28 protein-coding genes are annotated in these 21,128 nt (G+C 57.0%); 25 read left to right on the top strand and 3 right to left on the bottom strand.

The features are described from left to right. The 19 genes from AGR2A_RS07510 (at nucleotide 1) to AGR2A_RS28895 (ending at nucleotide 11,596) form a co-directional block, all read left to right on the top strand. Nucleotides 1-402, top strand: a complete 402-nt coding sequence (locus tag AGR2A_RS07510; RefSeq protein WP_139786347.1) for a hypothetical protein — start codon at nucleotides 1-3, stop codon at nucleotides 400-402. Nucleotides 403-404: 2 nt separating this feature from the next. Beyond that, a complete protein-coding gene (locus tag AGR2A_RS07515; protein ID WP_080822591.1) occupies nucleotides 405-1,013 on the top strand; it encodes a head-tail connector protein in 609 nt (202 codons plus the stop codon). Next, nucleotides 1,013-1,384, top strand: a complete 372-nt coding sequence (locus tag AGR2A_RS07520; RefSeq protein ID WP_080822594.1) for a phage head closure protein — start codon at nucleotides 1,013-1,015, stop codon at nucleotides 1,382-1,384. Before AGR2A_RS07515 ends, AGR2A_RS07520 begins: the two co-directional genes overlap by 1 nt. After that, nucleotides 1,381-1,818 carry a hypothetical protein gene (locus tag AGR2A_RS07525; protein ID WP_080822596.1) on the top strand — a complete coding sequence of 146 codons (438 nt, stop codon included), beginning with the start codon at nucleotides 1,381-1,383 and terminating at the stop codon, nucleotides 1,816-1,818. Before AGR2A_RS07520 ends, AGR2A_RS07525 begins: the two co-directional genes overlap by 4 nt. Continuing rightward, entirely contained in the window at nucleotides 1,811-2,215 is a 405-nt protein-coding gene (locus AGR2A_RS07530) for a DUF3168 domain-containing protein (protein ID WP_167378179.1), read from the top strand. Before AGR2A_RS07525 ends, AGR2A_RS07530 begins: the two co-directional genes overlap by 8 nt. A gap of 57 nt (nucleotides 2,216-2,272) precedes the next feature. Next, nucleotides 2,273-2,680: a phage major tail protein, TP901-1 family gene (locus tag AGR2A_RS07535; protein WP_080822599.1), complete on the top strand. Its 408-nt coding sequence runs from the start codon at nucleotides 2,273-2,275 to the stop codon at nucleotides 2,678-2,680. After that, nucleotides 2,680-3,027, top strand: a complete 348-nt coding sequence (locus tag AGR2A_RS07540; RefSeq protein ID WP_080822601.1) for a GTA-gp10 family protein — start codon at nucleotides 2,680-2,682, stop codon at nucleotides 3,025-3,027. Before AGR2A_RS07535 ends, AGR2A_RS07540 begins: the two co-directional genes overlap by 1 nt. A gap of 23 nt (nucleotides 3,028-3,050) precedes the next feature. Then, nucleotides 3,051-3,251, top strand: a complete 201-nt coding sequence (locus tag AGR2A_RS07545) for a phage tail assembly chaperone (protein ID WP_080822603.1) — start codon at nucleotides 3,051-3,053, stop codon at nucleotides 3,249-3,251. Beyond that, the gene (locus tag AGR2A_RS07550; RefSeq protein ID WP_080822604.1) at nucleotides 3,248-5,185 is read left to right on the top strand and encodes a tape measure protein; all 1,938 of its coding nucleotides are present in this window, start codon (nucleotides 3,248-3,250) and stop codon (nucleotides 5,183-5,185) included. The genes AGR2A_RS07545 and AGR2A_RS07550 overlap by 4 nt, the downstream gene beginning before the upstream one ends. After that, nucleotides 5,185-5,946 carry a hypothetical protein gene (locus AGR2A_RS07555; RefSeq protein WP_080822606.1) on the top strand — a complete coding sequence of 254 codons (762 nt, stop codon included), beginning with the start codon at nucleotides 5,185-5,187 and terminating at the stop codon, nucleotides 5,944-5,946. The genes AGR2A_RS07550 and AGR2A_RS07555 overlap by 1 nt, the downstream gene beginning before the upstream one ends. After that, the gene (locus AGR2A_RS07560) at nucleotides 5,943-7,688 is read left to right on the top strand and encodes a hypothetical protein (protein WP_080822608.1); all 1,746 of its coding nucleotides are present in this window, start codon (nucleotides 5,943-5,945) and stop codon (nucleotides 7,686-7,688) included. The genes AGR2A_RS07555 and AGR2A_RS07560 overlap by 4 nt, the downstream gene beginning before the upstream one ends. A gap of 36 nt (nucleotides 7,689-7,724) precedes the next feature. After that, nucleotides 7,725-8,354: a hypothetical protein gene (locus AGR2A_RS07565; protein WP_080822610.1), complete on the top strand. Its 630-nt coding sequence runs from the start codon at nucleotides 7,725-7,727 to the stop codon at nucleotides 8,352-8,354. A 56-nt stretch (nucleotides 8,355-8,410) separates the two neighbouring features. Continuing rightward, a complete protein-coding gene (locus tag AGR2A_RS07570; RefSeq protein WP_080822612.1) occupies nucleotides 8,411-8,665 on the top strand; it encodes a spike base protein, RCAP_Rcc01079 family in 255 nt (84 codons plus the stop codon). Beyond that, nucleotides 8,665-9,462, top strand: a complete 798-nt coding sequence (locus AGR2A_RS07575) for a hypothetical protein (protein ID WP_080822613.1) — start codon at nucleotides 8,665-8,667, stop codon at nucleotides 9,460-9,462. The genes AGR2A_RS07570 and AGR2A_RS07575 overlap by 1 nt, the downstream gene beginning before the upstream one ends. A 14-nt stretch (nucleotides 9,463-9,476) precedes the next feature. Then, nucleotides 9,477-9,749 carry a hypothetical protein gene (locus AGR2A_RS07580; protein WP_080822614.1) on the top strand — a complete coding sequence of 91 codons (273 nt, stop codon included), beginning with the start codon at nucleotides 9,477-9,479 and terminating at the stop codon, nucleotides 9,747-9,749. Between the two features lie 18 nt (nucleotides 9,750-9,767). Continuing rightward, nucleotides 9,768-10,070, top strand: coding sequence for a hypothetical protein (locus AGR2A_RS07585; protein WP_080822616.1), 303 nt, complete (start codon nucleotides 9,768-9,770; stop codon nucleotides 10,068-10,070). Then, nucleotides 10,067-10,468, top strand: a complete 402-nt coding sequence (locus tag AGR2A_RS07590; RefSeq protein WP_080822617.1) for a DUF5675 family protein — start codon at nucleotides 10,067-10,069, stop codon at nucleotides 10,466-10,468. Before AGR2A_RS07585 ends, AGR2A_RS07590 begins: the two co-directional genes overlap by 4 nt. A gap of 138 nt (nucleotides 10,469-10,606) precedes the next feature. Further along, nucleotides 10,607-10,816, top strand: a complete 210-nt coding sequence (locus AGR2A_RS07595; protein ID WP_139786348.1) for a hypothetical protein — start codon at nucleotides 10,607-10,609, stop codon at nucleotides 10,814-10,816. 477 nt (nucleotides 10,817-11,293) lie between these two features. After that, the gene (locus AGR2A_RS28895) at nucleotides 11,294-11,596 is read left to right on the top strand and encodes a hypothetical protein (protein WP_142627663.1); all 303 of its coding nucleotides are present in this window, start codon (nucleotides 11,294-11,296) and stop codon (nucleotides 11,594-11,596) included. Nucleotides 11,597-11,622: 26 nt separating this feature from the next. On the opposite strand, the gene AGR2A_RS07610 is transcribed toward AGR2A_RS28895, so the two are convergent. After that, a complete protein-coding gene (locus AGR2A_RS07610; RefSeq protein WP_080822625.1) occupies nucleotides 11,623-12,507 on the bottom strand; it encodes an ArdC family protein in 885 nt (294 codons plus the stop codon). 500 nt (nucleotides 12,508-13,007) lie between these two features. Here AGR2A_RS07610 and AGR2A_RS07620 point away from each other — a divergent pair, with 500 nt between their 5' ends. Next, complete coding sequence (locus tag AGR2A_RS07620) at nucleotides 13,008-14,525, top strand: type IV secretory system conjugative DNA transfer family protein (protein WP_157952766.1); 1,518 nt, start codon at nucleotides 13,008-13,010, stop codon at nucleotides 14,523-14,525. Here the strand turns inward: AGR2A_RS07620 and AGR2A_RS07625 are convergent. Next, nucleotides 14,511-15,857 carry a hypothetical protein gene (locus tag AGR2A_RS07625; protein WP_080822630.1) on the bottom strand — a complete coding sequence of 449 codons (1,347 nt, stop codon included), beginning with the start codon at nucleotides 15,855-15,857 and terminating at the stop codon, nucleotides 14,511-14,513. The two genes, AGR2A_RS07620 and AGR2A_RS07625, sit on opposite strands and share 15 nt — an antisense overlap. A gap of 184 nt (nucleotides 15,858-16,041) precedes the next feature. Next, nucleotides 16,042-16,701, bottom strand: a complete 660-nt coding sequence (locus tag AGR2A_RS07630; RefSeq protein ID WP_139786350.1) for a hypothetical protein — start codon at nucleotides 16,699-16,701, stop codon at nucleotides 16,042-16,044. 133 nt (nucleotides 16,702-16,834) lie between these two features. Between AGR2A_RS07630 and AGR2A_RS07640 the strand changes: the two genes are divergently transcribed. The 5 genes from AGR2A_RS07640 (at nucleotide 16,835) to AGR2A_RS07660 (ending at nucleotide 20,839) form a co-directional block, all read left to right on the top strand. Next, complete coding sequence (locus tag AGR2A_RS07640) at nucleotides 16,835-17,215, top strand: hypothetical protein (protein ID WP_080822636.1); 381 nt, start codon at nucleotides 16,835-16,837, stop codon at nucleotides 17,213-17,215. Then, nucleotides 17,190-17,717 (top strand): hypothetical protein, encoded by a 528-nt coding sequence (locus tag AGR2A_RS07645; RefSeq protein ID WP_080822638.1) that lies wholly within the window; start codon nucleotides 17,190-17,192, stop codon nucleotides 17,715-17,717. Before AGR2A_RS07640 ends, AGR2A_RS07645 begins: the two co-directional genes overlap by 26 nt. Then, a complete protein-coding gene (locus AGR2A_RS07650) occupies nucleotides 17,710-17,940 on the top strand; it encodes a hypothetical protein (RefSeq protein ID WP_234825313.1) in 231 nt (76 codons plus the stop codon). Before AGR2A_RS07645 ends, AGR2A_RS07650 begins: the two co-directional genes overlap by 8 nt. Further along, nucleotides 17,937-19,043, top strand: a complete 1,107-nt coding sequence (locus tag AGR2A_RS07655; RefSeq protein ID WP_080822642.1) for a tyrosine-type recombinase/integrase — start codon at nucleotides 17,937-17,939, stop codon at nucleotides 19,041-19,043. The genes AGR2A_RS07650 and AGR2A_RS07655 overlap by 4 nt, the downstream gene beginning before the upstream one ends. 464 nt (nucleotides 19,044-19,507) lie before the next feature. Beyond that, nucleotides 19,508-20,839, top strand: a complete 1,332-nt coding sequence (locus tag AGR2A_RS07660) for a L,D-transpeptidase family protein (RefSeq protein ID WP_006700203.1) — start codon at nucleotides 19,508-19,510, stop codon at nucleotides 20,837-20,839. The last annotated feature ends 289 nt before the right edge of the window (nucleotides 20,840-21,128 follow it).

The raw sequence follows: 21,128 nt of genomic DNA on the forward strand, positions 1-21,128 counted from the left end.
ATGAAAGTGAAAATGCTGACCGGGAAGCTCGGCAGCAATGACGGTGTGACCACCAAGTTCTACGAGAAGGACGAGACCTATGAGGTGTCTGAAGCTCTCGGCAACGCCTTCATCGAAGAAAAGGTAGCCGAGAAGGCCGGCGATGACGCTACCACCGTGGAGCCTATCGTGGCCGGCCAGCTCTACACCGACAAGGACGGCGCCGTCTTCATCGGCGAGATCCCGACCGGCAAGACCGAAGCTGAACTCCTGCCGATTGAGAAGGTGAGCGACGAGAAGCGCGCCGAACTGATCAAAGAGGGCAAGCTGAAGGAAGACGGCACCGCCGTTGACGCCAAGGCTGTCCCGGTTGCTCCACAGAACAAGGCGATTCTCGGCGCTCCGAAGAACAAGGCCCGCTAAACTTGTTCAATGCCCGTGCCTACACGTTGCTAACGCCACCCGCCCTTGAGCCGGTGGCGTTGGCTGACGTGAAGACGTACCTCCGCATCGACGGGAACGAAGACGACGGCCTTATGTCGATGCTCATCAAGTCCGCCCGCCGCATGGGCGAGGAATACACCAAGCGGTCCTTCATTACCCAGAAATGGCGCCTGACCATGGATAGCTTTACCGCTGAGTGCAGCGTTCCGGGCCTGCCGCCGTACCTTAGCGCCGGGATGCGCGCCATTGCGCTCTCGCGCGGTCCCATCCAAGAGATTTCCAGCATCGCCACTACCAACTCCGGCAACGTGGCCGCCCCCGTACCTGCCGCCACCTACACACTGGCCGACAATGAGATTTTGCTGAACGAAGGCCAGAGCTGGCCGACCAGCCTCCGCGATCGTGCGGCCGTCGCCATTGAATTCGTCGCTGGTTGGGAGAGTGCTGAAGAGGTGCCCGAGCCGATCCGCCAAGGCATCCTGCAGCACGTCGCCGCCAGCTACTCCAACAAGGTGTGCGCCGAGATCCCCGAGGGCGCCAAAGCGCTGTATGACCCGTTCCGGGCGGCTGGGGCATTCGGCGCCTACTAATGTGCAAGTGCGGTGCCGATTTCGCTTCATCCGCCAACACGCGAATTGCGGTGCAGTCGTTCGTTGCGACCGACGACGACGCCGGTGGGCGTGAGGAAACGTGGCAGGACGCCTTTTCCGCTTGGGCGGTTGTTGAGCCCATGGCGGGGCGCGAAATCTACGTAAACGCGCAGCTGCAAAGCCGCGTCGACGCCCGCATCACCATCCGCTACCGCGCCGACCTGTCCGACACGACCCAAGCCGCCAAGAACCGGGTGAAGGTCGGCACCCGTACCTACAACATCACCGCCGTCCGCAACCTGTCCGGCGACATGAAGACGGAAGGCACGGAATTCCAGCAGCTGTTCTGCGTGGAGGGCGAGCCGTCATGACCGTCCGCAACGCCGTCAAGCTGATCCGCAAGCTGCAGCAATTGCCGCTAGATGCCCGCTCGGGCATTGGCGCCGCGCTGGCTGGCTCCGTCATCGCCCTTGATGCCCACGCCAAGCAGAAGATTCAGGGCGGTGGGCGCGGTGGCCGGGTTTACCGGCGCCGGACGGTGAGCCATCAGGCCTCTGCACCAGGGGAGTTTCCGAAGAGCGACACCGGCCAGCTGGTTGCCTCGCTTTTTTTCAAGCTCTCGTCCGACAAGCTGCGCGCCTTCTTCGGTACCAAGCTCGCTTACGGCCGGTACCTCGAATACGGGACTAGTCGGATGCAGGCCCGCCCGTGGTTGCGGCCGACATTCAAGGCCAACGAAGAGAAGATGGTGGCGAGGGTGAAGGCGGCGGTTGACGAAGCGCTGCGAAAGGCCGCCCGTGGCTGATACCGCTCTCGCAGTCATAAAGGCCGCCATTAAGGCACTGAAGGAAGCACCGGCCGTCGCCGCGCTGGTCAGCGAGCGTGTCTTCGCCGACGTGCCGCAACGGGAAGAATTCCCGTACATTGTCGTGTCCGTCCAGAGCGAGCCTTTCGCCGCCAACGATTTTAGCGGACAGACGCACCAGCTCCGCATTCAGGCTTTCAGCCGCAAGCCCGGCTCCAAAGAGGCGCTTCAGATCCGCAAGGCTGCGGTCGAATTGCTCGACCGCAATGAAGCGGTACTCGTGCTGGAAGAAGGCGACCTCATCAAGTGCGAGTATTCAGGCCTGAGTGATGCCTTCATCGAAGATGACGGGAAGACGTGGCAGTCCGTCTGCGAGCTGAAAGTTGTCGTGATTTAAGTTGCAACCAAGGGTGTTTGCGCCTTAATCTACAACCATAACGAAAGTATATTTCCAGTGCCTGCACAAAAAGGACGGCTGCTGCTCGTCAAATTCAACACCACCGGCACCACGTACGTGACCATTGGTGGCTCCCGCGAAGTTACACTCACCATCAATAACGAGCCGGTAGACATCACCAACTCAGACGACTCCGGTATCCGTAAGCTGCTGGAAAATGCGGGTGTCAGCTCCACCAGCATCAAGTTGCAGGGCATCTATATCGAGGACGCCGCTGCCACCGCCATCCGCGTCGCCGCCAACACCAACGTCCATAAGAGATTCCAGGTCGTCGTGCCGGGCACCGCCGTGAAGACTTATGAGGGGGAATTCATGATCGCCTCCTTCGAAGAGGCGGGCTCTTACAACGGCAGCGTCACTTATAATCTGACGCTTGAATCCGCTGGCGTGGTGACAATCACCTAATGGACAACGCTCTTCGCAACGAAATCGAAATCACCCTCGCCGGTGAGAAGCGCATCATGCGCGCATCCTTCTCCGCCATCCTCGCCATCGAGAAAGCGCTGGGCAAGAGCATGACCGCCATCATCAATCAGGTGGCGGCCGGGGACATCTCGATCACGGATTCTGCCTTGATCATCTACCACGGCCTGGTCGGCAACAAGGACACCCGCTTGAGCTTCGAACAGGTTGGCGACGCGATCCTCGAAGCTGGCATGGGTGCCGTCAGCATTCCGGTGGTGGAGTTTGTCAGCCGTTCGCTGAACGGTGTAACCGTGGGAAAGCCGGAGGGGGCGGCGGCGCCCCAGTAACGGAGCTACCGTGGGAGGACATCATGTCCACCGCCCTCGGCATCCTGAAGTGGCCGCCTGACGTGTTCTGGAACGCAGTGTTCTACGAATACACCGCCGCCATGAAGGGACACCTCGAATCCACTGGCGTCGACATGTCTGAGCCGGTGACGCGCGACGAGTACCTGACGGCGAAGGCGGCTGAAGAAGCCCGGATACAAACCAATAGAATGTCCGATGCGTGAGCCAAACCTTAGAAGCCCTCGTCGTTGAGCTTCGGGCCGACATCAAGGGCCTCCAGACCTCCCTCCAGACTGCCGCGAGCGACGTAAGCCGTTTCAGCAACAAGGCCTCGTCCGATGTTGACGGCTTCCAAGCCGCAATCATCCGCGCCCGTACGGCGATCATCAGCCTCGGCTTGGCATGGAAAGCATTCGAGATCGGGAAGGGTATAGTGGATGCCGGTGTGCAACTGGAGGCGATGCGCAGCCGGATGCTTGCGGCCACGGGTGACGCCAATGTCGCGGCCGACGCTCTGGCCTACGTCGCTGCGGAAGCCGACCGGCTTGGCATCGACATCCAATCCGCCTCCAATGGTTTCGCTGGCTTCTCAGCCTCCGCGCTCCGCGCCGGCCTGACGCTCCAGCAAACGAAAGACATTTTCACCGGCGTGACCGAAGCCGCTGTCTCCCTGCGCCTGCCGACCGAGCAGGTGAATCTGGTGTTCAAAGCGCTGGAGCAGATGGCCGGTAAGGGCGTGGTGAGCATGGAAGAGCTGCGCGGACAGCTCGGCGACGCACTGCCTGGTGCGTTTGAAATCGCAGCAAAGGCCATGGGCAAGACCGCTGCGGAATTCTCAAAAAGGGTCGCTGACGGCCAAGTGATCTCTGCAGATTTCCTCCCCCGCTTCGGTGAGGCGGTACGGCGCGAAATGGGTGGCGCGGTAGAAGAAGCCAGCCAAGGGGCGCAGGCTGCGTTCAACCGGCTGGGCAATGCGTTCTTCAAGATGCAGACGCAGATCGCCTCAAGCGGCCTGCTCGATGTCGTCGTTGAATCGGTCAACAGCCTCACCGCAGCGATAAGCGACCCGGAACTTGCATCCGGTCTGGGCACCCTCATCAGCGGGATGGCGAAGATCGCGGAGTTCGCGTTGAAGGCCGCATCTGCAATCGGCAGCGTGGTCGCCGCCGCCAACCGTATGATTGAGGCGGTGGGCAACTCCGCCTTCGGCGCACTGTTCGGTTCGGCCGGGACGCAAGCGATCCAGCAAGCCCGGCAGCAAACCGAAAAGGCTGCGGCGGCTGCTCAGACGCAAGTGAAGGCTCCGGCCGTAAGCGGAAGTTACACGCTTGGCACGGTCGCGCCGATAGGCGTATCCGAGAATGAGAAAAAGGCCCGTGAAAAGGCAGCGAAGCAGCAAGAACAGATGCGTGATCGCCTGCGCGGGCAGGTCGACTCCATGGCTTACGGGTTCGCTGACCCTGAAGAGCAGTCCGCGCTCGATATCGAGAAGCAGCAGAAGGTCTTGGAAGAAGCGCTCGAAGCCAAAGCCATCACCGAGCAAGAGTACCGCGACCTGAGCCTTGAAGCTGAGATCGCCTATCAAGATGAGCTGACGCGCATCCGTGAAGACGCGACCCAAAAAGAGATCGAGATGCGGGAGCGGGCGGGCCAGCTCGAAGTCAGCATGCGGGAGAACGTGCTGAACAGCACCATGGCGCTGCTTCAGGTGTTCGCCGGGAAGAACAAGGCCATCGCCATGGCTATGCTGGTGTTTGACAAGGCTCGCGCGATTGCTCAGGCCACCATCGAAACCCACGTCGCCGCCGCCGCCGCGCTGAAGTACGACCCCACCGGCGCCACGTCGGCGCGCGTGACCGCAATGGGGTATGCCAACGTCGCTTTGATCGCCGCTACTGGTATTGCCCAACTCGCTACGATGGGGAGCGGTGGTGGCAATTCCGGGAGCGGTAGTAGCTATGGCGGTGCATCTGGAAGCGGTTATACGTCGTCCTCGGGTAATGGCTTTGAAAGCTCAGGCCAGAACAAATCGGTTTTCATCACCTTGAATGGTGATGATGCGACCTACTACTCGAAGAATAATATCCGCAAGCTCCTCGAAAGCATCAACGACGCCCTCGGTGACGGCAGCAACCTCAAGATCGCGGTTGGTGCATAATGCCAACCTCCAACGCCATCTTAGCCTTCGAAAACCTGCTGGAGCGCGGGGCAGTCGTGGCCTCCAGCCAGAACCCATCCTTTCCGGTTGCGAACCTCTTTGACTGGATTACCTGCGATTTCTTCCGGCCTGCGGCGGGCGGTACGATCAATATCGACTTGACCTTGGCCACAGCCGCCAGCGCCGATTACTTCGCCTTCTTCAATCACGACCTTCCTTCAGTGGCCGGAACCATCCGCCTTCAATACTGGACGGGTAGTGCTTGGGCTAATTGCTTCGCTGCTATTACGCCGACCGACAACACGCCGCGTCTGGTGACGTTCACCAGTCAAACATCGAACCGCTGGCGGATCGTTATAACTGGCACGGGTGTGTTCAACCTCGCCTGCGTCTCATTCGGGGCACGTCTGTCGCTGGAATATGGCATGTACCTTGGTTGGACGCCGCCAAAATTCGGGCGAAACACCACCGTCACCAACAGCGTGTCAGAGGGTGGCGCCTTCCTTGGCCGGAGCATCGTATCCAAGGGCGTGCGCAGCTCGGTGAACATCGCTTATGCGTCGGATGCGTGGATGCGCGCGAACTGGTTCAAGTTTGTGGATCATGCAGAGAGAAAGCCTTTCTTCTTCGCGCCGAACATAGTGACGCAGTCTAACGAGGCTGTCTTCGCGTATGTGGAGGATGGCAATCTTCCGTCACCGTCCCATAACGCCTATGGCTTCATGGGGGTCAGCATTCCGATCTTGGGGATGGTCGAATGACGAATTTCGACACCCTCCGCGTTCGTGTTGGCCGCCGTCCGGTGACGGTGGTGGAACTCGATCTGGATTTCTGCACCAATGTCTATGGGGTGGCGCCTTGCGCCGCTGCGGTCGGCTTCACCGGAACCCAGAAATGCTTCAACACCTATCCGACCTGTCAGGATACGGCTCATTATGCCAAAGGGCTAAAGACTTACCGTTTCGCCTCCGAAAGCTCATTTTTGCCGATTGGCGAAACGATCTTCCCCTGCATCACCGATATCGACCTTGCGCCGGTACAGATCGACACCAAAGGCTTCGCCGTCAGCGGTTCCGTGTCCGTCGAACTGCGGGATTTCCCATACCATGATCGGGGTATCGACCCTTATGTAGGTGAGCGCACCTATGATCCCTCCGAGCGCGGCACTTTCTTTGGCAAGCTGCGCGGTCGGAACAAGTACGCCGAAAACCGGGTCATGCGCATCAAAGAAGGCTATGTCGATGACGACCGAACCATCTACAGCCGGACGCGCACCTACTTCATTGACCGGATAGAGGGGCCGGACGCCAATGGGCGAGTGCGCATTTTTGGAAAAGACGCACTGCGCTTTGCCGACGCCGAGAAAGCGAAGGCTCCTGCCGTTAGCAAAGGCGTGTTGTCGGCCAAACTCCCCGGCGATGCCAGTGTACTCACCCTAGTCCCGGCAGGCGTAGGATCGGGCTACCCAGCTTCCGGGACTGTTCGGGTGAACGATGAGATCATCACCTACGACACGAAGAGCGGCGACATCCTCATGGGGCTGGGGCGGGCGGCGGAGGGCACCGAAAGCGACGAACATGATGCTGGCGATACCGTTCAGCTATGCGTCCGGTACGAGGATAAGGGCATCCCCACAATCCTTTATGATCTGTTCGTGACGTACGCCGGTCCTGATCCGCAATACATTCCGCTCGCCGAATGGGAAGACGAAGCCGTTACATGGCTTGGTAGCTTTGTACCCTCCGTCCTTCTGAGCAAGCCGACCGGGGTGAAAGAACTGCTGAAGGAGATCATTGAGGGCGCTGGGTTTGCGCTTTGGTGGGACGACATTGGCGCCCAGATCAAGTTCAAAGCTATCGTTCGACCATTGCCCGGAGCGTTACCGCCAATGCTTAATGAGATGGAGCATTTCCTCGCCGGTTCCATCACGGTGAAGGATCTGCCAAAGGAACGCACCAGCCAGGTCGCTATGTACTTCCTGCCCACGGGTCGAACTGTTGACCTTAAAGCAGAGAACTTCCGCGCCGTGTCGCTTCAGGTTGACGCGACCGGGGAGGGTGAAGACGCCTACGGCACATCCAACGCCCGGACCATCCTCAACCGCTGGGTGCCGTCGCTGCAGATCGCTGACGAGGTGGGCCTACGACTTCTGCGTCGCTATCGCGAGACACCCCGCCAGATAACCGTTGATCTCGATGCCAAGGACGCCACGCTCCGCACGGGCCAATTGGTGGATATTTCATCCCGTCTTGTCCAAGCGGAGGACGGCGCACCCCGCCTTATTCGCTGTCTTGTGACCGAGTGCAGCCCGAGTAAGCAGGGGAGTCACTACAGCTATACGCTCTTGCAGGTCGCAGACACAGAAGGGGTTGCCCGTCTTATAGCGCCGGACGCGACGCCTGACTGGCCGTTTGCCACCACTGAGCAGCGAAATACCTACATGTTCATCAGTAATGACGCTGGGCTGATGAGTGATGGCAGTGCTGGGCCGTCCATTACGTAATTGCCGCATATGAACCAACTGAAGTAAGATTCTACCGTGACGACCTTCACCAACATCCCCGACACCACCCTCGCGCAGGACAGGCCGTTCACGCAGTCCGTCGCTCGCGGCCTTCGTGATAATCCAGTCGCTCTGGCTGAAGGGGACGGGACGGCGCCGGAGGTTGTCGGCGTGTCGCCATATCGAAAAGCAACAGCGAGCAATTCGCCTGTTCTTCTGTTCGACAATCTCCCGGACAATCACAGTATTCTCGAATTTGATATCGTCGGCATTCGACCGATGGCGTCCGGCTCAAACGTCTTCGTTATGGAATACTCCATCAACAACGGAACGTCGTGGATCAATTCCGGCTACCAGCAGGCGGACGATTCCGGGCAGGCCTCCATCGCGTACTTGGCGCTAACCCATAACTCTGGCAGCCCATTCAACTCCACCGCGGCGAACACTCTCAACGGCTGGATTCGAACCTACAATTTCGCGTCCACGACGAGCTTCAAGCAGCTTGAAAGCCGGGCATTCTGGATGAACGCGACGCCGTTGATGAATGAGCGGCGCCTTTGGGCTCAGTTCGACCAGGCAGCAAAAATCAACGCTGTGCGGTTCCGATTCTTAGCTGGGAACGTTGCCTCTGGTAATATTACTCTACGTCGCGTGCGCGCATCTTAAGATCGTTGCGCGAAACGCGGTTGCGTGCGTAAATTGCGTAACGAAAGTACCACACCATGTTTGACCGCCAACAATCCATCCGCGAAGCTTCGCCGGTGGACCTTTCCTCCGCTGATCAATCCATGCCCACCAATAAGCCGACGCGGACGGTTTACTGCGGCAGCGCGGGCAACCTCGTGGTTGAGCTGGTGGGAAATCCTGGAGTGTCAATCACCTATGCTGTATTGGCTGGAACCCGCCACGATATTCAAGTGAGCAAGTTCATCAAGACCGGCACCACCGCCACCGCAGGCTTGATTGCCGAGTTCTAATGAGCGGCGTCGGCATCAGCATCTGGTATCCTGAGAACCCGCAGGCTGGGTCTGCTCTCGATCCGGACGCGGCTGCGTTCGTTGCGAGGATGACAGTCCAGCCTAGCCCCGCGCGCGCTGGTTTGATCGAAACGCTCATCAAGACGCTGAAAAGCGGCGGCGTGTGGCCAAAGCTGGATATTCTTTACCTCACCGCTGCCCATGACAGCCAAGCAGCTAGGCTTAATTTGCTCAATGGCAGTTCCACCTTGGCACCTATGAATAGTCCTGCGTTCACGGTGGATCGGGGCTACACAGGCGACGGCTCAAGCAGCTATCTTGATACTGGCTACGACACGCTCGTTGGACCTCAACTCCAACGAGACAGTTGCAGCATCGGCGTTTACACGAACACTGACCCTGGCGCGGCTGATACCCGTGAGTTCGGATCTCGCTTGCACAATGTGGGCGCTTACGACCTGACCCAGAAAATGATCTTCCGTTCGTCGGCGACGAACTCCAACAGTACCGTCACCACCATGGCGAGCGGCCTAGGTTTGTCATCCTCCACACGAAACAGCGCAGGGTCGTTCTCAGCCTATAGGAACGGAGCTTTCGTGGAGTCAGTCTCTCGGCCAAGCGTAGTGCCGCTGTCAACTACGGCGGTCATGTGTGCGTGGAATAACAACGGCACTATCTCCAATTTCTCAAACCGACGCATTGCGGCAGCTTTCGCTGGTGCGGGAATGACAGATGCCGAAATGCTGGCTCTGTGTAATGCCATCAAAGACTACCTGACGGCAATTGGTGCAAACTAACGAAAGAACTCACGATGCCAGTGCAAGCTTTCATCGTCCTGGATGCCACGGAACGTGCTGCGGCCATGCTACTCAACTACGCCGACGCGGGAGTAAATCCGCGCAAGATCGACAATCCTCTGTCGAACCTTCTCGGCTTTGGTACCCTTCTTAACATGTATGTGGTCCCGGCCCGCCTTCTCAATGATGAGCCATATGAGCGCTGGTATGAGATGTTCAGCGATAACGCTATTCACATCCTCGATACAGACATGCTGTTCCTGCCCCCGCCGCCGGAAGAAGAATAACCCATAGCAAACTGAGCAATGAACACTCGCAACGATCCATCACTGATCCACGTCATCCTCGAAGAGGTGCGCGCACTCCGCAATGAAATGCACATTCAGACTGCCGCCATCCGCGCCGATATGAATCGCACCAAAGAGGACACCGACGACGAACTTGAGGAAGTGCGGGTTATTGCCCAAAGCGCTCATACCAGGATCGACCGCTACGAAAATCGGTTCTGGGGATGGATGGCAGGGATCGGCGGTGGGGGTGCCATCACGGGCGCTTCCATCGCCAACCCGTCATTCTTGAAAGCCATTGGACGGGCTTTGTTCGGATGAAGACCCTTAAGCTTACCCGACACATCACCGCCAATGGAGCGGTGGTCGGACGTTTGGATGGCTTGTCTAAACTGATTTACACGCTTGAGGACGAATGGCGAAACAACGCGCGGGGCAACAGCGCAATCCCGGTCGGAACATATCGCTGTATTCCCCATGGCTGGGAGCCTAACAGTCCGGTTAAGTTTAAGCGCGTCTGGCAGCTCCTAAGCGTTCCGGGACGCGACGCCATCCTAATCCATTCGGGGAACACCCACAAAGACACGCTGGGCTGCATCCTGCCTGGCCTCGGCCTTCAGATCACACAACTACAGTCGATGGTCACCGACAGCCGGATGGCGATTGACCTAATGCGCGCCGAAATCGGCCAGAACGAATTTATGCTGACGATTGCCTAAAGCTGTGTCAGGGTTTGGATGTTCCGGCGTCATTAACCGGAACGTCCTTGGGGTATCAGGGCGGCAGGGGTGTCGCCCTTTTTGTTTGTCAGCGATTCCACCTCGTGTTCTAGTTGTACCCAACGAAAGGGTATGACTATGAAAAAACTGATCCTCCTACTGGTTGTAGTTGGTGGTTTAGGTGCAGGCGTGTACATCCTCAAGGCTGTTGGCCAGCCAGACGCCGCCAAGTTCCTTGATGCAAAGGCTGCGGCGTTCACGGCGGAGTATCACGCTGCAAAGGCTGAAATCGCAGCAGAGGAGGCCGCTGAGGTCGTCGAACAAATCTCCCCGACCACCGCTGAATAATGCCGTGGCAATCCGTCCTCGACTCTCTCCGCGTTATCTGGCCGTCGCTCGTCGGCGCGTTCAAGATCCTCATAGCCGGGAAAGTCGCCCAGGATCTCCAGAAGGGGCGGCAGGCGCGTGACGATCTTTCCAAGCTGGACGATGTGGCGCGGGCTGTTAGCGACAACCTCTCTCGGCCTATTGATGAGCGGCTGCGCGACGCACGCAAGCGGCGCCTGTATCGTGTACGCGCAAAATCGCCCCACGATTAGCGAAGATGATACGGTGGAAACGCAGCTATCCGTTCAAAATCTCGATGTTGCACTTCAGCGGGAGTGCAAAAATAAATGAACAGATACAATAAGATGCTGGAGGTGGTAGTGGATCGCTGTGGATTAGCGCTTAAAGTGCAGTTTTCGCACAAAAAGGGGCGACAGTTATCCCCAAAACTCAATAATTCTTTTATCGTTTAAAATCATGCGTATAGGCCCTTTTTCGGTGCCAGTTTCCCCCTGTTATGTTCTCGACTTGTTTTATAACGCTATTGCACCGAATCGGTTGTTTGGTCAGTATGCGCAGCAGGCAGCAGCACTTCTTGTTTTTTTAAGCAGAGGTGCGCCCATGGAAGACCCAAGAGACTCCCTAAACTTTCAAATTGGCTGGTTCAAGGCGACTGCAAGCGGTCGCTTTACGATTGTTGCCGTATTGACCTTTCTTCTGGTCCTGGCGGTATCAACATTGATGATCTGGCCAAAGCAAATCGAAAGCGTCTTGCCGAAACACATCAGCTACCAGCAATAAACCCCGCATGAGCGGGGTTTATCTCGTTACTCTGCCGCTTCTAATGACGGCTGATCGGTGTGCGCTTGGTTCCAAAGCCATTCGGCAGCTTGTCCAGCATGACTGGCGGCGCTGAAGATCACGCGGTTATCCGCCTTCAGCACTTTGAGCCAACTTGCCAGGTAGGATGAACTGCGGAAAGACGGCGCGTAGCCCAGACGGGCGCAGAGGTAAGCCGAACCGAGTTCAGCTATAAGCTCCTCCACCGCATACTTTTCATCACCGAACCGCTTGCCGTACTGCCGATTAAGGCGGCTGGCGTGGCCGGAGCCGTGCACAAGCTCATGGCAGAGCGTTCCGTGATAGCCTTCCTCGTCCTTGAAGGCTGAGAAAGCCGGAACCACCACAACGTCCTGCGCAGGGCTATAGAACGCCTTGTTGCCCTCGTGACGAATGGGAATCCCCGTCCGTCGTTCGAACTGCACCGCTACCTCATTCTTAGGCACCGATACGCCCTCATCCGCCTGTTGCGGGTGGAGGTACTTCGTATCCAGATTCTCAATCTGGGATGTGTGGAAAACGGCATGAGACTTCACGAAGGTACTTGGCTTGTCTTCATCATCCTTCCTCGCAATGTGCTTGGTGAAGATGATGTGCGTCGCCCGCTCTCCCTTCCGCACCGAGCCACCCATTTCCTGGATTTGCTTGAAGGTGCAGAATTGGAGATTGTCGTATCCCCGCTGATGAGCCGCCATCCACAGCAAGAGGACATTGCCTCCGCTGTAGAGCCGACCTGTCACGAGGTTCGACGGTATCATGCCGACGCCGTGTATGCGGCTGTCCCTCCACGGGCGCACCCATGGTGGTACTCCATTCTCAAGCTGCTTGATGACGGTCGCCGTGACTTCTTTGTAGAGCTTATTAATATCCATCTAAGGACTCCGAAAAAGAAGGGCCAATCCCTTTGGAGGATTGGCCACGTTGTTTCAGGAAACGGCCCATGGAGGGTCAGTCAACGCCCCGAAGCCGAAGGGCAGGGCTTGACGGACACGGTGGGTCGGTTATCGGCCTCTGCTGTCGTGCCCGTAATTCCCGGAGTTCATCCGGCGCTCGTCTTCGCGTTCTCTTTCATCGTCTGGGAGAGGTTCGCGAAGAACCAGGCGGCCCGTCATTGGGAGCGCGAAAAGCTGGAGGGTAAAACCCTTCCCGTCGCTATGTGCCCAAGCTGCCCCGATTTTCCGAAGATGGTCATTCTCCTCACGCCTGCGCTTATTCAGGTTGGAGGCGGTCAGTACATCGTGTGTAGGTTTCTCACTCATTGTGTCCTCGCTGAAGGCGCACAGGATTGTCCAGCCCAAGGTTATCCCGTGGGCCTGCGAAAAGGTTGAAGATTGTTGGCTGAACGAGTTAAAAGTAACCCATGGGGGAGCATATGGCTATTATTTCATGGCCCATCACAGTGGTAGGTTGGGCTTTAGCGTTGCTTATCTGGGCGCTAAAACTGATATTTATTACTCCATCGATGCTTTGGAGCACGATCAAAGATGCTCGTGACGCTGTCGGACGGCTACAGTCGTGGTTTCGTAAGCGCAAGCCGGTTCATGGCGATGCGAGCTTTGCAAACTGGAAAGCATTGAAGAAGACTGTTCATGCGGTCGCTGGCGGTTGGTATATGGGGCTGGTGGATGGAAAGAGGGTCTATACCGACCCCGAAGCCTGCGTCATCGGTGTGGCGCCTCGGCGCACCGGGAAGTCCAACATGGCGAAGGCACAGCTCCTCTCGCTGGCGCAGCTTGAAGATAAGCCCGATGTGATCGTGTTCGACCCGCATGGGGACTTGAGGCCGGCTGTTCTGCAAAAGTACCTCGACGAAGGCTATGAGGCGCAGTTCATCAACTTCACCGATGCGCCGAATAGTGATCACATGAACCCGCTATCGTTTATTCGCAGCGACCCTTTCCACCAGGCGCAGGACTGTGACCAGTTCATGCGGCTAGTTATGCCGGATGAGAAAGGCGTCAACGCCCACTTCTCGGACTTCCCCCGTATTGTCGTGGCGGGGATTATCGCCTTCAAACTCCGCACCGATCCGCTGAATGCCACGATGAGCGAGATCGTCAGGATGATGATCGCCGACGAAGCCAGTCGGGATAAGACATTTAAGGATATGATGGCGGCTGGTGGGCCTCTGGAAATCGCGGCCGTCACAGCATTCCGTAACGCGAGCGAGAAGGAGCGGGGAAGCTTCAGCACCACCATGACTCGGAAGATGGGCGTATGGCTGCGGCCGAACTTCGCCCACATCACCGGCACCAATGGGTTTACGTGGGAACGGAATTACCTCGATACAAAGCCAGTTGTGACGTTCGTAACGACAGGAGGTACGGCAATCGAATCCGCTGCCGCCCGGCTGCTTATCGGGAACGCCATCAATACACGCGTGCAGATGTGGCCACGCATCGTGCAGATGCATAACGGTGAAGGTCAGCCACGTTTCCCAAAGGATCTGCGCATCCTGATTGATGAAACCCGCCTGCTCGGGAACTGCGAGGCGGTGGTTACGGCCATCACGGAAACCGGCAAGATGGGCACGGCTATGATGCTCTGGACGCTGGGCCTGCGGGACGTGTTTGAGGTCTACCCGGAAGCCTCGGTCATCGTGAACAGCAGCAACCTCGTCATCTTCGGGGGGGGGACGGAAATGAGTACCTACGAAGACATCAGCCGCATGATCGGTGAGTATACGATTGAGAACCGGGGCTATTCGCAAGGCGAGCGAGGCACAAGCGAAAGCCGTAACGAACAGGCCCGGCGCGTGGCAAAAAGTGACGAGCTGCGCAACATGCCGGTCGGAAAACTGGTAGCGATTATGGGCACTACGTCCATTAAGGCCGAACACCCGGTAAAGATCGTCGGTAGCGGATCTAAGAAGCGGCTAGTCTTCCGATAGCTCCATGCCTTCATCATAGGCGGCAAGGAGTTCTTTTTGCCCGGAAGCAACAAGGTAGGCCCGGAACTCCTCTAGCGTGATCTCTTCGTTATACATGGCCTCGACCGCATCGTTGACGGTAATATCCCTTTTCTCGATTTCTCTCAGATTATGAGTGATGGTGTTGTTGAAAACACTTTCCGCTTGGGTAACGTCCTGACTATCTCCATACAGGTCGCGCAACGCATTCCGCTGCATGAGGGCATCATGCTCGGCGGCGCGTTCTTGTGCGACGGCAACATTGGCCTGACGATCATAATCCTTCTGATCCTGCTGGAAATAGTGGAGGCGGAAGTCTGCGGATTGCGCGCGGGCCTGCGCCTGCTCCGCCTGCTTGCGGGTTGATGTCTTCCAACCAAAGAGTTCAAAGCCACGCAGTTTCCCGTTGTCCTTTTGGTATTGAGAAAGAGCTTCGTGCGCCTGGTAGGCGTTTTGCTCTGCTGGCTGCAAGGTAGTTGAAAGATGTTCGCTTGCCTTTAGTTCGGCGGCTTCTCTGACTTTTGAAGCGACTTCTAAAGCCTTTTCCGCCTGAGCAAGCTTATGCTTTGCATCGCTCAATGCGGCTAGGTCTGCCGTCGCTTCATAGAGCTTCTTGATGTGATACCCAATATCTGAGCCTTGGTATTGCGCGCGGTCTTCCTGCTCGAGGTGAGGCATATCATAGTCGTCCTCTTGGACGCCTTCTTCTACGAGGGTGGGGATTGCTTCGGGTCCGTCAACCGGAATTCCGGCTGCGGAAATGTCTTCGACGGGGTTGTCGTTAGCGGCCACCATCTCGGCGCCGTCATGGACCTTTATTTGCACATCGTAACCAAGGTCGGCGAAGCGTTCGTTGGCGATCCGCTCCCATTCCAGCTTAATGCCACGGGTACTGTTTCGCTCGGTCGTGCCATAGACCCGCTTACCGTCTTCATCACGGTCAACGAAGACGAAATGGGCGTGGTGGTTGGTCGAATCAAACCCCTGAAGGGTGAACATGAAGGGCGCGCGTCCTTGACCCAACCAAAGGCCAAAGGCGTGTAAAACTTCTTCGGCGTGTTCCTTGGATATCTCATGTGGGATAGAAAGCGTGAACTTGTCGATAACCCGGCCATTCTTCCGCAGACCGTTTTCGTGGTCATAAAACCACCGCTGCCGCTCGTTGTAGTTCTCCGGCATAAGGTGGGTGCGGACGGCGTGCGTGGCGGATGCGCGCTGGATGTAACGGCTATGCGCACGGGCAGTGTATGGCTGCGCCTGTTTGGCCTTGCTCACGAAGGTATGTTTGAGGAATACCGGATAAGTTGCAGCCATTTAACCCACCATAGCATGAGCGAAGCTAAACGGGTTTGGTCACAAACCCATATCTTGCACTACTACGATCAAGCTACAGCTAACCCGTACCATGCGCCTCCGGCTTATCAGCGTTTACCGGGGCGTGGGTGGGTGAGATGGAATTGCAACTAGGGGAAATCGGCAACAAGTGGCTGGTGCGTCACTAATCTCGATTATCCATCACAAACGTCTCGACGCCATGAGGAGGGGTTAATACCGTTCTTATGATATGTTGGACTTCATTAATACTGCGATCATGAACATAGGCCACGTTGGACACATGGTAAGGGGTATCAAGGGAATAAATCACTAATTTGGGTGTCACAATGACAAGGTGCGGCAAAAGGTCTGCATCTGAACGGGTAGAGACCGTGGTGAAGCTCCCTCCGTGTTTGGTGGCTCCTTTAACTAGCTCTTGCACAAGGGCGCGGCCAATGTCGTCTGTAGGTTCAGGAAAGGAAATGTGAAAGCGGGGCCCTACATGCGATAGGCTTGTAATAAGATTCCAGTGAAAGCCCTTGTAGCGAAACGCTGCATAGTCGCGGATGAAGATGTAGGTCGGATATGCATCTTCGAAATAGTCGGTGAAATCAAAATCCCGAAAATCTTCGATCACGTCGACCAAGCCAATACTGTCGGCAGGAGATAGGTTATGAGATCCTTTTCGGTCATATACGCCGGCTATGGAGGGATCTCGAACAAAGGCTTCCACCAGTTTTACTACGACGTCTTGCTGCTTTTTCCCGACAGTTATTTCATTGAATTTCGTTTTAAGACGTTTCGGGATTGGGTAGTTAAATTGACCAGTCTCTTCATTAGGCATCTTCAGTCCTAGAAATATAGATTCGCTTCTAGATTACTATGATTAGACTAAAAAATCCTTGATGGCAGGATCGCTCCCATACCCCTGGCCTAGAGGCGTCAAGTCGTCGCCAGCGGGGGTGATGGAGGCTCATATGAGTAAGGAATTGACGTTCAACCGCCAGCCGAACAAGAGCTTCGGCATCGAGAAGCCAGCGGGGGAGAAGCCACGAGGCAACCGTCAAGAATGCCCCCCATGGCTTTTGAAGAAGTATAAGGCATTCAAGGTCTGGTACGAATATGCAGGGAACACCGGAGACGAAACGCCCTCATCATTGGAGGGTGTAAAACGTCTATCCACTGGAGAGTGGGCGGGGGTTTACATCAACCACATTCACCTTGTTGAGAATCGTTCTGTTCAGTGGAGCGAAAAGTTTACATGGGTCTGGCGCGCCGGCAAAATGGTTGAGTTGTCGCAGAGAGGATTGCGGAGGAGCACCGGAAAGCGCCGTGTTCTGGTTAAGAGGTTCGCATGAGCTTCGCCCGGCGCTTCATCACACTGCTGGCGAAGGTGGCTTCAAAGCTCGCCGTCTTCAGCTTCCAGCTCTTGCTCTGGTTGTTCAACAAGGTTCTACGCAAGGCGGCTTCGTTGGCCTCCCGGCGCAGGCCAAAATCTCGGAAGAGGTCAGCCGTTATCCGCAAACCATTCCGACAGAGGAGGGGGCGGAGATGGCAAAAGTACCGCACATAGGTCTGGAGCACGTGGCCTTCGCGTTCGGCGTTCTCTATACCGCAAACTACCTTTCGGTCTGGATGTGGTCATATCCCTTTGTCTACTGCCTGGCCTCGCCCGTTGCGACTGCATTCTACATCGCATTCGGAACGGCAGCTCTTTACTTCGTTGCCCTGATGATCGCCATTAGCCTTTTCGCAAAGTCGAAATGGGGTTTATTAAAGTGGTGCATTATAGGTATAGCGGTAATTGAAGTTCCCATGTTTTGTGTGTACCTATTTAAGTTAGGAGCGTCCTGTGGCTGAAGAGGTTAAAGGTATGCGAGAAGCTATCGCCAAAGAGTACGGGTTTGCCCTCTTCCGGCAATATGGGGAGGAGCAAGCGGCCCACATCATCAACATAGATCCAAGCACCCTCAAGCGCTGGCGGCGGGATGGGCTGACACAGTTCGTCGCGCTAGGGCCCCGAAAGATCCGCTACCTCGGCATCCATATCGCCGACATGCTTCTGCGGGGTGTGAAGGATTGAGCCGTTACGCGAAGAAGGAATATCGCGTGGGGGACTTCTGGCTTGGTCAACGGGCCGGAAGTCCTGCGTGGTATCGCTGCTTTTACGAAGAAGCTAGCCGCCGCACTAAGCGGGCAAGCCTTGGCACCGACGATTTCGAGGAAGCCAAGCGCCGCCTCGATGCGTGGTATATGGAACAGAGGATGCGGACGGCGCAGGATCTGCCGCCGTCTGAGGTCACGCTGAAAGAGGTGTTTCAAGATTACCTCGACCATCACGCCATCAAGCTGAGGTCTTACGAGTCCACGAAGATCGTACTTCGCTACTGGCGGGAGTTCTATGGCGAAAAAGCCACCGTTGAACATGTTCGGAATGTGCGTAAGCAAGAGGAATTCCGCGAACACTTGTTGCAGAAAAATCTAAAGGTCAGCAGCGTGAACCGGGTTCTTGAGGCTGGCCGCACGGCTATCAACCGGGCTTATAAGCGCAACGTGATTTCATCCGTGCCGTTCATCCAGTCGCTTCCCCGCGAAGAAACGCCTCCGAAGGGTAGGCCGCTATCGGTCGCAGAAATCCGGCTGCTCTACACGCACGCCGCCGACCACATCCGCCTGTTCCTCATTCTCATGCTCGGCACGGGTGCCCGTAACGAAGCCATTTGCCACCTCACTTGGGAGCAGATCGACTTTGAGGAGGGGCTGATCTACCTCAACCCACAAGGGCGCAAGCAAACCTCAAAGCGTCGCGCAACGGTGAAGCTCGTTCCCTTTGTTCGGGAAGTGCTCGACGGAATGGATAAGACCACGCCCTATGTCATCATGTGGAGAGGCCAGGGCATCGACAAAGCTATTAATGGCATCCGAAAGGCGGTGGGTCGGGCAAAGATGGATAGGAAGGTCACTGCCTACTCATGTAGGCACACCGTGGCCCGCTGGCTTCGCCGGGAAGGTGTTTCTCCGTGGGAGGTTGGCGCACAGCTCGGACATAGGATGCCTTCTTTTAACATCACTGAAATATACGCTTCGGCCTCACCCGACTATCTGGAGAAGAGCGCCGCTGCGATTGAAAAGCTGCTACGCGCTGCTATACCTCTTGACGCGCCACCAATCCCAAGCGCGCGATAACGCGCCACCTGCGCGCCAGTCATTGGAAATCACACAATTTTATCAAGTGTGGAACATCCGTGGAACGACTCGATCGCTTACCGCCTGTAATACCGCGACGGTTTCACTGTTTAGGCCGGGGGCATTCTTGCTCCCGGCCTGCGGATTCGGCGGCTACATCTCTGCCGTTTCTTCATGTCAAGCCCAACCTGCAAAGCTCGTAGGAACCCTGTTTTGTGGGGCATACACAGCTTCGTGAGAAATGGCCCGTGACACGAATTGGCCATATTGATATGAGACCCGCAAAGCTTGAGGAGCCGGCTGTTTCTCCTGCTGTCGCGGCAAGTCCCGACCGTTCTGCCAGACAATAGCGCCCAGGCGATGGGTGTCGAGTATTCCAGGCCGGCAGGCACGTTGTACGTGTTTGTTAATCATATTGATTTAGGCATTATAGAGAATGCCGAATAGAGTGGCTGGTAGGTAGAATGACAAAGACATCCGTTTCCAATTCCGTATCGCGCCGCACGCTTCTGCGCTCGGCCGTTTCCGCTGGTGTCGCCGCGCTCGCTGCGCCGGCCTTGGCGCAGGACGCGTTTAACGATCTCATGGGTTCCTCGCGCCGCGGCAACTGGGATGACCAGTTCGACGCCAATACGTCGCGTTCGGCTGTGGGCGTCGTTTCCAACAATCCGGTCCTCGGCCGCGAAGCCCCCGTCTATATGCAGCAGGCGATCATGCAATATCAGCAGATCGTGCAGAATGGCGGCTGGCCGGAAGTTCCGGCGTCGCAGCAGCGTCTGCAGATCGGCGTCTCCGATCCCTCCGTTCAGGCACTGCGCCAGCGACTGATGGTATCGGGCGACCTGCCGCGTGAAGCCGGCATTTCCAGCGCCTTCGACTCCTATGTCGATGGCGCGCTGAAGCGTTTCCAGGCCCGTCATGGCCTTCCGGCTGACGGCGTCAGCGGCGAATATACCACCAAGGCTCTCAATGTGTCCGCGCAGATCCGTCTCGCGCAGCTGCAGACCAACCTCGTGCGCATCCAGTCCATGTCCGGCGATCTCGGTCAGCGTCACCTGATGGTGAATATTCCGGCCGCCGCCATTGAAGCCGTTGAAAACGAACGCGTCGTGCTGCGCAACACTGCCGTTGTCGGCCGCGCCAGCCGTCCGACGCACGTTATCAATTCCAAGATTTACGAGGTCATCCTCAACCCTTACTGGACTGCTCCGCGCTCGATCGTCGAAAAGGACATCGTGCCGCTGATGCAGAAGGACCCGACCTATCTGGAGCGGAACAACATCCGCCTTATCGACGGCAAGGGACAGGAAGTCTCGCCGACCACGGTCGACTGGTTCGCGCCGAAAGCGCCGAACCTGATGTTCCGTCAGGACCCCGGCAAGATCAACGCCATGTCCTCGACGAAGATCAACTTCCACAATCCGAACAACGAATACATGCACGACACGCCGCAGCAGGGCCTGTTCAACAAGCTGATGCGCTTTGAGTCCTCCGGTTGCGTCCGCGTGCAGAACGTGCGCGACCTGACGTCGTGGCTGCTGCGCGATACGCCCGGCTGGTCGCGCCAGGAAATGGAACGTGTCATTGCCTCGCGCGTCAACACGCCGATCAAGCTCGCACAGGAAGTGCCCGTCTACTTCGTCTACATCACCGCATGGTCGGCGAAGGACGGCGTGGTTCAGTTCCGCGACGATATCTACGGCAAGGACGGCAATGCCGAACTGGCGCTGAACACGACGGCGGGCATGGAACAGCCGGCCGGTGCCGTGGACGACGATCTGCTGCCGCGCAACTGATCGGGCTTTTGCCATAAGCTTTGAATTGTGAGCGAGGGGAGAGGTGATCGCCGGAAACCGGCCAGTCCCTCCGCCGTCATCCTCGGGCTTGTCCCGAGGACCTAATCACCTATCGTAAAATAGAGCATTGCAGATCCTCGGGGCCATCCCGAGGATGACGCAGGTGCGCGGCTTGGCCGCGCATCATCGCAGCGCCGCCTTTAAGTTTCCGTCGCGCTCTGCTTTTCCTGAAAACAACTGCCACTTTTCGTCGCGACGTCGCAGTTTGACGGGCAAATCTCGCTCTCCG

Source organism: Agrobacterium genomosp. 2 str. CFBP 5494, assembly GCF_900013495.1.
Lineage (GTDB): Bacteria > Pseudomonadota > Alphaproteobacteria > Rhizobiales > Rhizobiaceae > Agrobacterium > Agrobacterium pusense.

Coding starts and splice junctions, on each gene's coding strand:
- AGR2A_RS07510 (WP_139786347.1), top strand. CDS start 1: ATGAAAGTGAAAATGCTGACCGGGAAGCTCGGCAGCAATGACGGTGTG.
- AGR2A_RS07520 (WP_080822594.1), top strand. CDS start 1,013: ATGTGCAAGTGCGGTGCCGATTTCGCTTCATCCGCCAACACGCGAATT.
- AGR2A_RS07525 (WP_080822596.1), top strand. CDS start 1,381: ATGACCGTCCGCAACGCCGTCAAGCTGATCCGCAAGCTGCAGCAATTG.
- AGR2A_RS07540 (WP_080822601.1), top strand. CDS start 2,680: ATGGACAACGCTCTTCGCAACGAAATCGAAATCACCCTCGCCGGTGAG.
- AGR2A_RS07545 (WP_080822603.1), top strand. CDS start 3,051: ATGTCCACCGCCCTCGGCATCCTGAAGTGGCCGCCTGACGTGTTCTGG.
- AGR2A_RS07555 (WP_080822606.1), top strand. CDS start 5,185: ATGCCAACCTCCAACGCCATCTTAGCCTTCGAAAACCTGCTGGAGCGC.
- AGR2A_RS07560 (WP_080822608.1), top strand. CDS start 5,943: ATGACGAATTTCGACACCCTCCGCGTTCGTGTTGGCCGCCGTCCGGTG.
- AGR2A_RS07570 (WP_080822612.1), top strand. CDS start 8,411: ATGTTTGACCGCCAACAATCCATCCGCGAAGCTTCGCCGGTGGACCTT.
- AGR2A_RS07575 (WP_080822613.1), top strand. CDS start 8,665: ATGAGCGGCGTCGGCATCAGCATCTGGTATCCTGAGAACCCGCAGGCT.
- AGR2A_RS07580 (WP_080822614.1), top strand. CDS start 9,477: ATGCCAGTGCAAGCTTTCATCGTCCTGGATGCCACGGAACGTGCTGCG.
- AGR2A_RS07585 (WP_080822616.1), top strand. CDS start 9,768: ATGAACACTCGCAACGATCCATCACTGATCCACGTCATCCTCGAAGAG.
- AGR2A_RS07590 (WP_080822617.1), top strand. CDS start 10,067: ATGAAGACCCTTAAGCTTACCCGACACATCACCGCCAATGGAGCGGTG.
- AGR2A_RS07595 (WP_139786348.1), top strand. CDS start 10,607: ATGAAAAAACTGATCCTCCTACTGGTTGTAGTTGGTGGTTTAGGTGCA.
- AGR2A_RS07610 (WP_080822625.1), bottom strand. CDS start 12,507: ATGGATATTAATAAGCTCTACAAAGAAGTCACGGCGACCGTCATCAAG.
- AGR2A_RS07620 (WP_157952766.1), top strand. CDS start 13,008: ATGGCTATTATTTCATGGCCCATCACAGTGGTAGGTTGGGCTTTAGCG.
- AGR2A_RS07625 (WP_080822630.1), bottom strand. CDS start 15,857: ATGGCTGCAACTTATCCGGTATTCCTCAAACATACCTTCGTGAGCAAG.
- AGR2A_RS07630 (WP_139786350.1), bottom strand. CDS start 16,701: ATGCCTAATGAAGAGACTGGTCAATTTAACTACCCAATCCCGAAACGT.
- AGR2A_RS07640 (WP_080822636.1), top strand. CDS start 16,835: ATGAGTAAGGAATTGACGTTCAACCGCCAGCCGAACAAGAGCTTCGGC.
- AGR2A_RS07660 (WP_006700203.1), top strand. CDS start 19,508: ATGACAAAGACATCCGTTTCCAATTCCGTATCGCGCCGCACGCTTCTG.